At 70.2% G+C, this 15,864-nt stretch carries 4 protein-coding genes (1 of these 4 cut by a window edge); all 4 read left to right on the top strand.

The annotated features are described in order from the left end of the window. Tightly spaced (each overlapping or abutting the next), the 4 genes in view from ACQR2C_RS07160 to ACQR2C_RS07145 form a layout consistent with a single transcriptional unit that may run on beyond the window. A protein-coding gene (locus ACQR2C_RS07160; RefSeq protein WP_434880814.1) for a non-ribosomal peptide synthase/polyketide synthase crosses the window boundary here: on the top strand, window positions 1–4,311 show its end. Its footprint begins 13,578 nt before the window's first position; the window shows 4,311 of its 17,889 coding nt (coding positions 13,579–17,889); its start codon lies beyond the left edge, outside the window; it ends in the stop codon at window positions 4,309–4,311. Further along, window positions 4,308–10,706, top strand: coding sequence for an SDR family NAD(P)-dependent oxidoreductase (locus tag ACQR2C_RS07155; protein WP_434880813.1), 6,399 nt, complete (start codon window positions 4,308–4,310; stop codon window positions 10,704–10,706). Before ACQR2C_RS07160 ends, ACQR2C_RS07155 begins: the two co-directional genes overlap by 4 nt. Continuing rightward, on the top strand, window positions 10,703–14,680 hold the full coding sequence (locus ACQR2C_RS07150) for a type I polyketide synthase (RefSeq protein ID WP_434880812.1): 3,978 nt from the start codon (window positions 10,703–10,705) through the stop codon (window positions 14,678–14,680). The genes ACQR2C_RS07155 and ACQR2C_RS07150 overlap by 4 nt, the downstream gene beginning before the upstream one ends. After that, a complete protein-coding gene (locus ACQR2C_RS07145; protein WP_434880811.1) occupies window positions 14,677–15,864 on the top strand; it encodes a cupin-like domain-containing protein in 1,188 nt (395 codons plus the stop codon). Before ACQR2C_RS07150 ends, ACQR2C_RS07145 begins: the two co-directional genes overlap by 4 nt.

The raw sequence follows: 15,864 nt of genomic DNA, 5'->3' as shown, positions 1-15,864 counted from the left end.
GAAGCCCGCGGCAATCCGCAGCTCGTCGCCTATGTGGTGCCGCGCCAGGACGACTGCCCTTCGCTCGACGCGTTGCGCAGCCATCTCACCTCGTTCCTGCCGGACTACATGGTGCCGTCGCGCATCATCGATCTGCCGGCGTTGCCGCGCAGCCGCAGCGGCAAGGTCGACCGCGCCGCGCTGCCCTGGTCCGAAGCGGAAGCGGCCGAGCGCGCGCGCCGTGCGCCGGACACCGTCACCGAGAAACGCCTCGCGGAGATCTGGGCGTCAGTCCTCGATCAGGATCACATCGGCATCGACGAGGATTTCTTTGCGCTCGGCGGCGATTCCATCCTCGCCATCCAGGTGGTGATGCGCGCGCGCCAGGCCGGCCTCGTCTTCAGTGCGCGCGACATCTTCCGGCAGCCGACGGTCGAGCGCCTGGCGGCCCATGTGCAACATCAGGCCGCAGCGGCGCCGGCGGTCCGCACGCCGGATATTTCGTGGCCAGAGACGGAAGAGCTGCAGCTCACACCGTTGCAGCTCGGCCTGCTGCGCCACAGCCTTGATGACGACGCGGCCGGCGCCTATCGCATGCAGACCGCGATGATCATCACGGGCAGCCTCGATGAAGCGGTCCTCCACGCCGCCTGGAAGGCGGTCGTGGCCCGCCATGCCGTGCTGCGGACGACGATCGGCGAGCGTGACGGCCGCTACGTCATGGTTATCAGGCCCGATGCCGAGGCACCATGGCAGACGCGCGATCTCAGCACTGACGACGATCCCGAGCAGACGCTGCGCGATCTCCTGGCGCATGACATGACGACGCCGTTCCGGTTCGACGGCACGCCGCTGCTGCGGCTGATGCTGCTGCGCCTCGCGCCGGATCGCCACGCCCTGGTGATCAGCAATCATCACGTGCTGCTCGATGGCTGGTCATTGTCGCTCGTGCTCGAAGACCTGTTCGTTGCGCGCGCGGCCCTTGCCGCCGGCCGTATCGAGGCGCTGCCGCCGCGCGCGCCGTTTGCCGCGTTCGTCCATTGGCTCGCCCAACGGGATCGCGAGGAGAGCGCAAGCTTCTGGCGCCAACACCTTGCCGACGCGGCGACGATGGCGCGCATCTCGCTGCCGACGCCGGCCCGAGGCAGCGGCCAGCGCGCCTTGAAGCGGATGCTCGGCGAGGACAGGTCGACCGCGTTGCGCCATGCGGCACGGCGGCACCATGTCAGCGCCAACACGCTGCTCCAGGGCGCCTGGGCGATGATGCTGTCGCGCCTGTGCTCGTCCGAGGATCTGGTGTTCGGGACCACGATCGCCTTGCGCCCGCCGGAAGTGGAGGGCATCGCGCGGATGGCGGGGCTGCTGATCAACACGGTCCCGGCGCGGATCAGGCTCACGGAGCAGGCGAGCGCCGGCGAGTGGCTGGCGCGGCTTCATGCCGAGCAGGCGGAACGGATGAGCTACGCATATGCTGGCCTCGGCGACATCATGCGCTGGACCGAGCGCGCGGAGGGCGAGCTGTTCGAGACCCTGATGGTGTTCGAGAACCAGCCGGCCACGTCGATGGACGGGATGCTCGACGATCTCTCCATTCGCGCGCTGCCCGTGGAACAGCATACGCATTATCCCCTGGCTGTCGCCGTCATGCCGGGCGACTCATATGAGCTCGCGTTCAGCTACGACGCCGGCCGGTTCGCGGCGGAGGATATCGCGCGACTGGCCGACGACTTCATCGCCGTCATCGAGCGCCTGGCCGCGGCGGACCGCGATCTGCCGCTGCATCGCCTGCTCGGTGCCGACGCCAGGGATCTGCAGCAGATCGCGGCCTGGAACGCGACCACGCCGATGGTCCTTGCCGAGGAGACGCTGACCGAGCTGCTCGACGAAACCGCCCGGGACCATGCCGACGAGCCGGCGCTGATCGGCGATTTCGGCCACCTGACCTATCGTGAGCTGCACGACGCCGCCGATCGCCTGGCCGGCCGGCTGCGCGATGACGGCGCGCGCCCGGGTGAGTTCATCGGCATCGCCTGCGAACGCCGGGCCGGCTTCGTGACCGCCGCGCTGGCAGCTCTCAAGGCCGGACTCGCTTACGTGCCGCTGGATCCGTCCTATCCGCCCGACCGCCTCGGCTTCATCATCACTGACAGCCGCGTGCAGCGCGTGCTGACCGATGGCGCGGCGGCCTGGCTCCCTCCGGCAGTCCGCCGCATCGGCATCGACGAACAGGACGTGCCTGCTGCGACCGGCAATAAGCCGCGCCAGCCGCGGCCCGCGATCTCGGCCGACGACCTTGCCTACGTGATCTACACGTCCGGCTCGACCGGACGGCCGAAGGGCGTCATGGTTCCGCATCGCGGCGCCGCTAACCTGATTCGCGCCCAGCGCGCCGCGTTTGGCGCAGGGCCTGGCGATCGCGTGCTGCAATTTGCCTCGCCCAATTTCGACGCCTCGGTGTGGGAGATCTGCATGGCGCTGGGCAGCGGCGCCGCGCTCGTGGTCGGCTCGCCCGATGACCTGTTGCCGGGTGACGCTCTCGTCGACTTCGCCCGGCGGCACGGCGTCAGCCACGCCACCCTGCCGCAGAGCGCGCTCGGCGTCATGGCACCGCGCGATCTCGACGGTTGCCGCGTGCTGGTGGTTGCCGGCGAGGCCTGCCCGGCCGAGACGGCACGGCTGTGGGCTCCCGGCCGGACCTTCATCAACGGCTACGGCCCGACCGAAACGACAGTGTGCGCCTCGCTCAGCGCTCCGCTCGCCGGCGACCGCACGCCGCCGATCGGCCGCCCGATCCTCGGCCTGCGCTGCCACGTGCTCGACGACAGGCTCACTCCGCTGCCGATCGGTGCCGCAGGCGAACTCTACGTCGCCGGCCGCGGCCTTGCGCGCGGCTATCTCGATCGCCCGGGCCTGACCGCGGAACGCTTCATCGCCGACCCGTTCGGCCGACCGGGCGAGCGGCTGTATCGGACCGGCGACCGCGCTCGCTGGCTTCCCGACGGCACCCTCGAATTCCTCGGCCGCAGCGACGCTCAGATCAAGCTGCGCGGCTTCCGCATCGAGCCGGGCGAGATCGAGGCGGTGTTGCGCCGGCACGCGACGGTGGAGGCTGCGGCCGTCGGTCTCGAGGCCAGCCGCGGCGATCAGCGTCTGGTGTGCTGGTGGTCAGCGAAAAGCGGTGCCGACGCTGCGCCGTCCGAACTTCGCCGCCATCTCGCCGAGCACCTGCCGTCCTACATGCTGCCGGCACAGTTCATCCGACTCGACAGCCTGCCGCTCAACCCGGCCGGAAAGATCGACCGGCGTGCGCTGGCGACGATGCACGGATCGGATGTCTCATCCGATGGTCGCACCATCGCGCCCCGCGACAACATCGAGTTCCGGCTGCAGGCGATCTGGCAGGAGCTGCTGCAGACGCCGTCGATAGACGTCACCACGAGCTTCTTCGAGCTGGGCGGCGACTCGCTGATCCTGATCCAACTGATCGCGCGCTGCCGCAATGAGTTCGGCCTCAAGCTGCGAGCCGGCGACATTGCCGCCGACCCGACCATCGAAGGCATGGCGCGGCTGTTGCGCGGCACGGTCCCGGCGCAACCGGCGAAGGCACTGGTGACGCTGCGCGGCAACGGCGCCGAGCCGCCGCTGTTCTGCATCCATCCGGCGACCGGAACGGTGTTCTGCTATCTCGACATCGTCTCGCGCCTGTCGGTGCCACGCCCGGTCTACGGACTGCAGGATGTCACCGGCCGCAACGCGGGGCCGGCGAGCCTCGTCGAGCAGGCGCAGAGCTATCTCCGGGAGATCCGCAGCGTTCAGCCGCACGGCCCCTATCATCTCATGGGCTGGTCCTTCGGTGGCGTGGCCGCCTTCGAAATCGCCCGCCAGCTCGCGGCGGAGGGAGAGACGGTGGCGTCGCTGCTGCTGCTCGACGCGCCGGTCAAGCCCGCGGGCGGATGGGAGGTCAGCAAGGCAGAGATCATCGCCGACCTCACGGGCGAGGCCTCCGACGACGCGACGCTCGACTATGCGAGAGCCGCCGCGGTGCTGAGCCGCAGCGGCGAGTTTCCGCCGGACATCACCGCCGCCCAGGTGGAGGAGATCGTCGAGGCTTATGTCCGCTGCGGAAAGCTGCTCGGCACCTATCAGCCCACGCCCACCATGGGACACGCCACCTTCTTCCACGCGCGTGTGCGCGGCAATCCGGCTGCGCCTGCGGGCTGGCGCGAGCTGATCGGCGGAGAGTTCGAGCTGATCGAGCTCGATTGCGATCATGATGGTCTGATGCGCGGCCTTCATGCCGAGCGCGTGGCCCGGCGGGTGGATCAGTCATGACCGAGCATCGTTCCTCACCACTGTCGCATGTGACGCTCGAGGCGCCGATCCTCCAACGCCTGCAGCGCGCCGTGGCCGAGCAGCGCATTCCCGCACCGAGCCCAACCTACGATGAGGTGCGGGCCTGGTTCGCCATCGACACCGGGGCGGATCAGTCGGGCATCGTGGTTCGCGCGGCCCGCGAAACCGATCTCGCCGGCCTTGTCGCACTGGATACGGCCTGCTGGCCGGAGCCGCTGCGCAGCCGGCCGGAACGCCTCCTGCGGCGCATCCACCAGGCTTCTGGCGATCATATCGTGGTGCTGCGGCAGGAGCGCATCATCGGTGCGATCTACACGCAGCGGATCGCAGATGCGCGGGCGTTGCGCGATCTGCCCGCGGAACAGTTCGAGACGCTGCACGCGCCCGACGGCATGGTTGCGCAACTGCTCGGAGTCTGCGTCGATCCTGATCACGCCCAGACCGGCCTCGGCGAGGCGCTGGTGCAGTTGGCGCTGCGGCTCGCCCGCGCCGCCGGCGCGACGACGATCGTCGGCGTGACGCTGTGCCGGGACTTCGCGGCCTCTGACGACGACATCATCGCCGCCTATGTCGCCCGCCGCGATGCCAACGGGCTGCCGGTCGACGCGATTCTGCGTTTCCATGCCGCGCGCGGCGCTCGCATCGTCGACGTGCTGCCCGGCGCCTTCCCCGGCTACGCCGCAGGCGGCGAGGCCGGCGTGCTGATCGAATACGACGCGGACCGCCTGGGTGCGATGACCACGAGCAGCGCCGGCCAGCCCATCGTCAGCGCGCGCGATCTGCCCGAGATCGTCGCCGCTACCTTGCGCGATGTGCTGGGGCCGGCGCGCGCGAAAGATTTCGCGCCTGGACGCACCTTGCATGCGATGGGGCTGGACTCGCTCGACCTGCACAGCCTGAGGGCCGGGCTGAACCGCGCGCTCGGCACCGCGATCGATGCCACCTTCTTCTTCCGTCATCCGACGCCGGAGCAGATCGTCAACGGCCTGATCGCGCCATCCTCTGCGCCGAAACGTGCGGCCGCCCCGCGCGGCAGCGCCTCATCATCGACCGCTCGCCACCAGCAGACAGGCCAGACCGCGGCGCCGGTGGCGATCATCGGGATGGCGTGCCGCTTCCCGGGCAACGTGACCAGCCCGGATGAGTTCTGGACGCTGCTCAGCGAAGGCCGCGATGGCATCACCGATGTCCCGGCCACGCGCTGGAATGCGGACGTTCTCTGCAATCCCGCCGGCGGTCCCGGACGCATCACGACGAGGCGCGGTGGGTTCATCGCCGATGTCGATCAGTTCGATCCCGGATTCTTCGGGCTGTCGCCGCGCGAGGCGGCGGCGATGGATCCGCAGCAGCGCCTGCTGCTCGAATGCAGCTGGGAGGCGCTGGAGCATGGCGGCATCGATCCCACCGCCCTCGCCGGTTCGGACACGCAGGTCCTGATTGGCCTGTTCGGACACGACTATGAGCGCATCGCCGGCGCCGCCGGACGGCTCGACGGCCACTACGGCACCGGCAACGCCGGATCGATCGCCTCGGGGCGCATCGCCTATACGCTGGGGCTGCAGGGCGCGGCGCTGTCGGTCGACACCGCCTGCTCTGCCGGCCTCGTTGCCGTGCATCTCGCGGTCAAGGCGCTGCACGCCGGCGATTGCCGGATGGCACTGGCAGGCGCCGTCAACCTGATCCTCGGCCCCGAGCTCAGCATCGCCTTCTCGCAGGCCAGCATGCTTGCGCCCGACGGACGCTGCAAGCCGTTCTCAGCCGAGGCCAACGGCTATGTGCGCAGCGAGGGCTGCGCCGTGCTCGCGCTCAAGCGGCTCGACGACGCGCTGGTCGATGGCGACCCCGTGCTCGCTGTGATCGAAGGCAGCGCCGTCAACAATGACGGCCCGAGCAACGGCCTCACCGCGCCGAATGGCCTGGCGCAGCAGGCTGTCATCCGCCGCGCGCTCGACGATGCCGGCATCGCCGCGTCCGACATCGACTATGTCGAAGCGCATGGCACCGGCACGCCGCTCGGCGACCCCATCGAGTTCAACGCGCTGGCCGCCGTGCATGGCGGCCGCGAGCATCCGCTGCTGATCGGCTCGGTGAAGAGCAATATCGGCCACACCGAGGCGGCCGCGGGCCTCGCCGGACTGATGAAGGCGGTGCTTGCGCTTCGTCACGGCGCGATCCCGCCGCAACTGCATCTCGGCGCCATCAACCCGCTGCTCGATCTCTCAGCGATCCCGGCCAGCATTCCAATCCAACTGCAAGCCTGGGAGCGGCGCGACGGCCGGCGCCGCCGCGCCGCCGTGAGCTCGTTCGGCTTCTCCGGCACCAACGCGCACGTCGTCCTCGCCGAAGCGCCGCGGCCGGACGACCGTCCCGACGATCCGCGGCAGCACCATCTGCTCGTCCTCTCGGCGCGCTCGCCCGCGGCGCTGCACGAGCTCGCGCGCCGCTACCTCGATCATTTCGCATCCGTCGGCGGCACGCAGGCGCCGGGCGACATCGCCGCGACGGCGGCCGCCGGCCGCAGCGCACAGCCGCATCGGCTCGCGATCGTCGGCAGTGGCCCGGGCGACTGGCAACGCGAGCTGAGCAGCCATCTCGCAGGAGAGCCGTATTCCGACGTGATGGCGGGCACGGCCGGCAACGCGCCCGTGGTCGCCTTCCTGTTCACCGGACAGGGCTCTCAATATCCGGGGATGGCCGAGGAGCTCGCCGGCAGCCATCCGGGTTTTGCTGCCGCATTGCACGAATGCGCTGAGCTGTTTGCGCCGTTCCTCGACAGACCGCTGCTGGAGATCATGAACCCCGCCCCCGGCGAGCCGGACGTGATCGCGCAGATGCGCTACGCGCAGCCCGCGCTGTTCGCGCTCGAATATGCCCTCGCGCGGCTGTGGATCGACGCCGGCATCACGCCGGCCGTGGTGATGGGTCACAGCCTCGGCGAAGTGACGGCGGCGTGCATCGCCGGGGCGCTCGACCTTGCCGAGGCCGTCGAGCTCGTCGCGATGCGCGGACGGCTGATGCAGGCGACGCCTGACGGCGCGATGGGCGTCGTGTTCGCCGACGCCGCCTTCGTCGAGCGCCGCGTGGCCGGCCAGGAGGTCGTGATCGCGGCCTACAACGGCCCGCAGAATTGCGTGATCTCGGGCGCGCCGGCCGCGGTCGAAGCCGCGCTCGCCGATTTCGCCCGCGAGGGCATCGAGGTCCACCGGCTGCATGTCTCGCGCGCGGGTCACTCGCCGCTGATGGACGGCATGCTGGCGCCGTTCGGCGACACCTGCCGCAAGCTGCATCCGCGGCGGCCGCGGATCAGCATCGTCTCCAACGTCACCGGACGATTGATCGATGACGAGCTGATGGACCCCTTGTACTGGGTGCGCCATGTGCGCCAGCCGGTCCGCTTCCGCGACGGCATCGCGACGGCCGCTGCGCTCGGCGCCAATGTGTTCATCGAGATCGGGCCGCGGCCGGTGCTCACCGGTGTCGCCCGCGATTGCCTTGCCGACAATGCGGTCGCGCTGCTGCCGAGCCTGGTGCCGACGGAGTCCGCGTGGCAGACCCTGTCGCGGGCGGCAGGCGAGCTGTTTGTGCGGGGCGCTGAGATCAATTGGCGCAGCCTCGATTGCCGGCCGCCGCGGCGCGTCGCACTGCCGACCACGCCGTTCGAGCGCAAGCGCTACTGGATCGACCCGAGCTCGGACGCAGAACCGCAATCATCCCCACGCGTCGAAGTGCCGACACCCGATCCGGCCACCCTGATCGGTCCGATGATCCCGCTCGCGCTGGACGGAGCGGTTCATGCCACCAGACTCGGCGGCGGCCGGTGGCCGGCCCTGGAGACGCACCGCATCGGCGAGAGCGCGACGCTGTCGGCGGCGGCGATGCTCGCGATGATGATCGAGGCGCATGGCAGCGGCCCCGGCGGAGCCTGCCCGATCAGCCTCGCGCCGCTGCGCCTGTCGTCGCTGGTCTTTCATCGGCCGCTGCATCTGCCGGATCACGGCGTCGACGTGCAGACCGTGCTGCTGCCGCAGGGCGCCGGGACGAGCCGCGTGCGGATCGCAAGCCGTAACGCTGCAGCGAGCTGGACGGTTCATGCCGAAGCCGAGATCGGCGACGTCGTCGTGGACGGGCTTGGCACGGCGACGGCAGAGCTCGACGCGCTCCGGCATGAACTAACAGACGACACGATCGATCGACTCGCCGAATGGCTGCGTGCCCAAGGCTGCGAGCCGGGCATCTCGATCGCGAGTCTCGCGGCTCTTACGACCGGCCGAGGCGAGGCGCTCGGGCAGATCGGCGCCGCCGACGTGCCGCCAGCGCTCGCCGGTGCGATACGGCTGGACGCGGCGCTGCTGGTCGCACAGGCCGCGCTGCCGGTTGCCATCCCTTGCGGCATTCCGGCCGGATGCGAGCGCATCGACCTGCTCGGGGACATAGGGACCATCGCCTGGTCGCACGCGCGGCTGCGCAGCGTCACGGCCGACGGCAGGGCCGCCGTGGTGGACATCGATGCCTCCACGGCCGATGGCGCACCGGTGCTGCGCATCAGCGGCCTGACCTTCGTCCGTGCCGTCTCGGCGCGTCCGGCCGAGACCCTCACACGCAACTTGCACGTGGTCGAATGGATCGACGCGCCGCAGCGCAAGCTCCCGCCGCGCCCCGCCGCGTCGATGGTACGGCCGTGGCTGCTGCTGGCCAATCACGCCGCGCAGGCTCTACTGCTCGCGACATCGCTCGGCCGCCGCGGCGTCCGCTGCATCGTCGCGACCGACGATGTCGACGGCTTCCGCCATCTCGACGACGGCGTCGAGGCCGTGATCGATATGCGGGCGTCGTCCGCCGAATTCACGGCCGAAAGCACGCCGGCCGAGCGGCTGACGACGATGGGACCACGCCTGCTCTCATTGTTGCAGCGGCTGACCCGGCTCGCGCGACCGCCGAGGCGGCTGTTCTCGCTCAGCCGAAGCGCCATGGCGGCCAGCGCAGAGGACCGGGTCGACGTCGCGCTCGCCGCTTTGCAGGGCCTCCCTCTCGTGCTCGGCCGTGAGCAGACCTGGCTCGGCATGCGGCTGGTCGACATCGACGCCTCGGCCCTGAGCGACGCCGCCTTTGCCGACTGGCTGATCGGCGACCTCAGTGACAGCGCGCCGGCGGAATGGCTGATGGCATGGCGCAACGGCCGCGCGCGCGTGCCGCGGCTCCGCGCGTCCGGCGCAACGGCCGCGACGAGGCCACTGGATCTTACCGGGCGAACCCAGCTGATCGCCGGCGGCGGCGCGCTCGGCGCCGCACTCGCCCGCTGGCTCGCCACCAGCGGCGCCACCCACATCGTGATCGCGAGCCGCTCGGCCGAGGCGGCAGCGCGCGCGCTTGCCGATGAGCTGCGGGCGCAGAACGTCACGGTGATGCTGCGCTCGACCGACCTCGGCCGGCGTGACGAGGTCGCCGCATTGCTCGATGCATGCAGCCGCGAAATGCCGCCGCTCGGCGGCGTCTTCCACACCGCCGGCAGCCATGATGACGGCGTGATCGAGACCCAGAGCTGGGATCGCATCAGCGCGGTGCTTGCGGCCAAGCTCGACGGCGCCTGGCATCTGCACGAGCTGACCCGCAGCCAGCCGCTCGATCATTTTGTGCTGTTCTCCTCGGCGTTCGGGCTGCTGGGTGCTCCCGGCCTCGCCGGCTATGTCGCCGCCAATGCCGGACTGGATGCGCTCGCCCAGCATCGGCGCGCGGCGGGGCTGCCGGCGCTCAGCATCAATTGGGGACCGTGGTCCGGCCTCGGCATGGTCGGCGCCGGCGAGCGGGCGACGCGGCGTGAGTGGACCCGGCAGGGCTTGCGCGAGATGCCGGGTGAAATCTGTCTCGCGGCGCTCGGCGAACTCATCAGGACCGATCTGCCGCAGGCCGCGGTGCTGGACGTCGACTGGGCGCAGTTCGCCAGCGCCTGCGCCGACGCGCCGCCTGCCCTGGTCGATGCGTTCGTGGCGCCGCAGCCCAAGGCGGCCGCGACGGCCGGCGCCGTGCCGTTGCGCGTGGTCCGGCCGGAGCCTTCGGCGGACGATCGGTTGCGGATGGAGCTTGCGCGCCTGCCCGCACGCCGCCGCCGTGCTGCGCTCGCCGACCATCTTGCCGGCCTCGTCGCCGCGGTGCTCGGCTTCGCCGGTGCTGCCGAGATCGATCGCACGCGCGGCTTCTTCGCGCTCGGCATGGACTCGCTCGCCACGCTGGACCTGCGCAACCGCATCCGCGCCAGCCTTGGCCACCGCATCGAGCAGACCACGCTGTTCAGGCACGGCTCCGTGGACCAGCTCGCAACCTTCCTCGACGCCGAGCTGTTCGATCGGCCGTCAGAGCTGACCGGAGTGCGGGCATGACGCGACGACGCGCCCCCATTGCCATCATCGGCGCCGGCTGCCGCCTGCCGGGAGGCATTGCCGACCTCGACACCTATTGGGATCTGCTCCGCTCCGGCCGCGATGCCATCGGCGAGCTGCCGGCGGGCCGCTGGGACAATGACGCCCTGTTCGATCCCGATCGCCGCGCGCCCGGCCGCACCTATGTGCGGCGCGGCGCCTTTCTCGACGATGTCGACGGCTTCGATCCAGAATTCTTCAACATCAATCCGCGCGAGGCGGCCTCGCTGGACCCGCAGCAGCGGCTGCTGCTGGAGGTCGCATGGGAGGCGATCGAGAATGCCGGCGTGCCCATCGGCACGCTGCGGGGCAGCCGCACCGGCGTGTTCGTCGGCATCGGCCAGCCGCAATATGGACCGCGCGAGCTCTACGGCGCCGATCCCGCGTGCATCGGTCCCTATTCCGGCACGGGCGCCCTGCTCTGCTTCGCGTCGGGACGGCTGTCGCACGAGCTCGGGCTGAACGGACCGAGCCTGTCGCTCGACACCGCCTGCTCCTCCTCGCTGGTGGCGCTGCATCTGGCCTGCCAGAGCCTGGAGAACCGCGAGTGCGACCTCGCACTGGTCGCCGGTGTGCATCTGCATCTGACGCCCCAGGTCACGCTGTTCCTGTCGCGCACCGGCGTGCTCGCGCCGGATGGCCGCAGCAAGGTGTTCTCTGCCGACGCCGACGGCTTCGGCCGCGGCGAGGGCTGCGTCGTGCTCGTGCTGCGCCGGCTGGAGGACGCTGCCGCAGACGACGTGCTCGGCGTGGTGCGCGGCGCCGCGGTCAATCACGACGGACCGGCCAGCGGGCTCACTGTGCCCAACGCAATCGCGCAGGAGCAGGTCATCCGTGACGCCCTGACGGCGGCGGGTGTACCACCGGAGGCGGTCGGCTATGTCGAGACCCACGGCACCGGCACGCGGCTCGGCGACCCGATCGAGCTTGAGTCGCTCGCCGCCGTGTTCAACACGCCGCAGCGCACGACGGAGCTTCCGCTCGGATCGGTCAAGAGCAGCATCGGCCATCTCGAAGCCGCGGCCGGCCTTGCCGGGGTCGTGAAGACGCTGCTGATCCTGAAGCATCAGCAGCTGCCGCCGCAGCCGGGTGTCGGCACGCCGAACCCCGACATTCCCTGGCGCGCCCTGCCATTCACGCTGCCATCGCGTCTCGAGGACGCGCGCGCCGAGTTGCGCTTTGCCGGCATCAGCTCATTCGGCATGAGCGGCACCAATGCGCATGTCGTCGTGGAGCGTTCAGATCCCAGGTCGGAAGCGGAGCCCGTCTCAGTTGCGCATGCGTCGACGCTGCTGTTGTCGGCGCAAGGACCGCAAGGGCTGACGCTGCTGGCCGGTGCGATGCGCGACCGGCTCCAGGGCGTCAACCAGAATGAATTCGCCAGCATTTGTTCGAGTATGCTTCGGCACAGGACGCCATTGCGACACCGGCTCGCCATCGTCACTGATCAGCCTGACCAGGCGCGAGCCGCGCTCGATGCAGCCGTCTCGGGCAGTCGGCATCCGGCGCTGCTGATCGGCGAGGCCAGCCGCCGCAGCGGAGGCGCGGTCGCGTTCCTCTTCACCGGCCAGGGCGCGCAGCGCCCGGCGATGGCGCGCGCGCTGCACGCCTCCGAGCCGGTGTTCCGCGACAGCATCGAACGCTCGATCGCGCTGACCGCGCGCGAGTTCGACGTGCCGCTGCGTGATCTCCTGCTCGGCGATGTCGATCCCGTCCAACTGCGCCGCACCGGATGGGCCCAGCCGGCGCTGTTCGCATTCGGACTTGCATTGGCCGAGCTGTGGCGCGGCTGGGGCGTGGTGCCGGACGTCGTGCTCGGCCACAGCCTCGGTGAGTACACCGCGGCCTGCGTCGCCGGCGTCTTCAGCCCTGACGACGGCCTGCGCCTGGTGTGCCGGCGTGCGGCCCTGATGCAGTCGCTGCCCGAGGGCGGCGCCATGGCGGCGGTGCGCGCCGATGCCGGGCGGATCGAAGCGCTGGTGCAGCGCTATGGCGGCGAGGTCGAGATCACGGCGACGAATGCACCGCGCAGCGTGACGATCGCGGGCCCGGCGCGGGCGATCGACGATTTCATCGCGCGTTGCAGCCGCGACGGCCTGGCCACCCAGCGCCTCGACGTCTCCCACGCCTTCCATTCACGGGCGATGGAGCCGATCCTCCCCGCGCTCCGACACGCTGTGTCGGACGTCCAGTTCACGACGCCGACCGTCGAGCTGATCAGCAATCTCACCGGCGCCACCGTGAGCGCCGCCGACCTCGCTGATCCCGAACTCTGGTGCCGGCACACGCGCGAGCGCGTGCGTTTCGAGGACAGCCTGCGGCAGCTCGCGGAGCGCGACGTCGCCGCCGTCATCGAGATCGGCCCGCAGCCGGTCCTGATCGGGCTCGGCCGCCAGACCCTGCCCGATGCCGACATGTCGTGGCTGCCGAGCGTCGCGCCCGGCGTCGCCGATGCCTGGCAGATGCGCCATTCGCTGGCCGCGCTCGCGGTCGACGGATCGGCGGCCGATGTCGCAGCCAGCCAGCCTCCGGCGCCACGCGTGCCGCTGCCCAACACGCCGTTCAACCGGCGGCCGATCCGCCTGGCGCCCGCGGCCGCGCCGGCCACGCCGGCACCGAACAACACGCGGGTGATCGGCCGCAGGCTCGCGCTGCCACAGTCGCATGGCGAGGCGCGGTTCGAGACGGAGCTCGCCGGACGCGATCCGTTCCTCATCGAGCACCGCGTGTTCGGCGAGGTCATCGTGCCCGCCGCCTGGCATCTCGCCATGATCTTCACCGGCCTGCGGACACTGTCCGCAGCCGGCCCGCTGACCTTGCGCGACGTGACCCTGGTGCAGGCCGCGCATCTGCCGCCGCAGGGCATCGTCATGCAGCTCGTGCTGACGCCGGAGCCTGGCGGCCATCGCATCCGCCTCATCAGCCGGCGCGCCGATTCCGATCCGTTCGACGACGAGGCCTGGACCACCCACGTCACCGGTCGCGCCGATCTGCCTCTCAGCGCTCCCCGCGATTGGGAGCGGCACGGCGGCGCGCCAGCTCGATCCGGCGCGCTCGATGGTAGAGCATTCTACGACGACCTCGTGGCACAGGGCTTCGACCTCGGACCGTCGTTTCAATGGGCCGATGCGATCCACTGCGATGGCCGCGAGCTGACAGCCGAGCTGCGGCGTCCCGCGCATCTGGTCGATGTCACGGATGCCATCATTCATCCCGGGCTGCTGGACAGCTCGTTCCAACTGCTCAGCCGCTTCTGGGACCGCCGCGACAGCGACATCGCGTACCTGCCGTTCCGCATCGATCAGCTTCGCCTGTGGCCGCAGCGCATCGATGCCGCGCTGGGGTGCGTCGCCTGGCGCGAAGACGGTCTGAGCGCTTCGGGAAATTCTCCGACAGCGGGCGTGCAGCTGATGATGGGCGACACGCCGCTGCTCGAAGCCAGGGGCTTCGTGTTCCGCGCCGCCAGCCGCCGCGGGCTGACTGGTGAATCCACGGCGACCTCCGGCAGAGCCGCAGTCAAGATCGCGTCCCCGACGCCGGCCATGTCCTCCATCGCGGCGCGCCCGGCGACCGACCGCAGCCGCGCTGCAATCGAGCGGCATCTGCGCGAGCTGCTCGGCCAGGTCCTCGGTCTGGCCGATGCCGATACGATCGCGCCGCGGACGCGGCTGTTCGATCTCGGCCTGGACTCTCTTGCCGCCCTGGAGCTGCGCGAAGATCTCGGCGAGCGGCTGGGGGCGCCGCTGCATGCCACCCTGCTGTTCGACTATCCGACCATCGAGGCGCTGCTCGACCATCTCGGCGGCCTGTTTGTGGATCCCGCTGCACGGTCCACACCTGCCATGCCTCAACCGGTCGCGACGGCCGAGATCGACGATCTGTCCGAGGAAGAGGCCGAGCTGTTGCTGCGTCAGGAACTGGAGCGACTGCAATGACGTCATCTCGCCATGATCAGCCGGTGATCGCGACCTATGATGCCGCCGATCTGCCCGCACGCCGGGACGAATTGCTCGAGCGCCGCCAGCCGGCGGTCATCTCCGGCCTGTTCAAGGGACAATTGCTCGGCGAGCTGACCGACGCGCAGAAGGTGCGCGAGGCGCTCGGCGACCTGCAGGTCATGATCGGCGTCAACTACATCGATGCGCATCTCGCCAACATCCGCAACTTCGTGCAGGGCAGCAGCGCCCCGATCGCAATCGACAAGAAGCCGGGCCTGCTGCGCGACTATCTCGATCTGATCGAGCGCGAGCCCACGACGCGCGCGCTCACCAGCGAGCAGCCGACGCCCGAGAGAATCCTGGACGATTGCAATCTCGGTGCGGTCGGAATCGAGAAAGTGCATGGCGGCTACGGCAATCCGCTCGCGCAGCGCAGCGCGAGCGAGGCGCATTCGCTGATGTTCGTCGCCAATGCCGGCAACGCCTCCGATCTCCACACCGACTGGGACGGCCGCGACGTCCTGCTGCATCAGATGTTCGGCCGCAAGCGCATCGTGCTGTTTCCGCCGGAATCCGGCTTCAAGCTGTTTCCCATCGACATCTTCTCGACCGTCGCGGTCAACGCGATGGACGATGCCGAGCGTGCGGCGCTGATCGCCTATGCCGGCGGCGTCGAGGTCGTGGTCGAGGCCGGCGAGACCATCCTGATGCCGGCGTTCTGGTGGCATCACGTCGGCTATGTCGATGCCGCAATGTCGGTGAGCTTCCGTTTCGGCGGCGTGACCGATCCAGATGCGGTCGCCCTGATCGGCAGCGTGCACCGCGATTGCCATATCCAGAACATCGTCGCCGGCACGGCGGATCCGCGCCGGACTGAGGCCTGCAAGGCCGCCGCGCGGCGGCTGCGCGCGGCCGCGGCCGAACCGGCGCCGAGCGCACGCGAGAAGTACCGTGCGATGCGCATACTCGCCGCCGAATGCTATCGCAGCACGCTGCTTCCGGGCGAGCACGCGCCGGCCGAGCCGGTGATCACCGCCGAGGACTTCCTCGACGGCGCGCTGTGCGCCTTCTACCGGCGCCCGCCCAAGGGCCCGGCCTGGCGCCAGCGCATCTGGCAGAAGCGCGAGGCTTTCAACGAGGCCATCCGCCGCTTCGGCCGGCGGCTGGCCTATCAGGCCTGA

This window comes from Bradyrhizobium sp. HKCCYLRH3061 (genome assembly GCF_051168015.1).
Lineage (GTDB): Bacteria > Pseudomonadota > Alphaproteobacteria > Rhizobiales > Xanthobacteraceae > Bradyrhizobium.
The sequence above is the reverse complement of the archived record's forward strand: the minus strand, read 5'-3'. Positions and strand labels throughout refer to the sequence as shown.

Excerpts from the sequence above, each read along its gene's own strand:
- ACQR2C_RS07155 (WP_434880813.1), top strand. The coding sequence starts at position 4,308 with ATGACCGAGCATCGTTCCTCACCACTGTCGCATGTGACGCTCGAGGCG.
- ACQR2C_RS07150 (WP_434880812.1), top strand. The coding sequence starts at position 10,703 with ATGACGCGACGACGCGCCCCCATTGCCATCATCGGCGCCGGCTGCCGC.
- ACQR2C_RS07145 (WP_434880811.1), top strand. The coding sequence starts at position 14,677 with ATGACGTCATCTCGCCATGATCAGCCGGTGATCGCGACCTATGATGCC.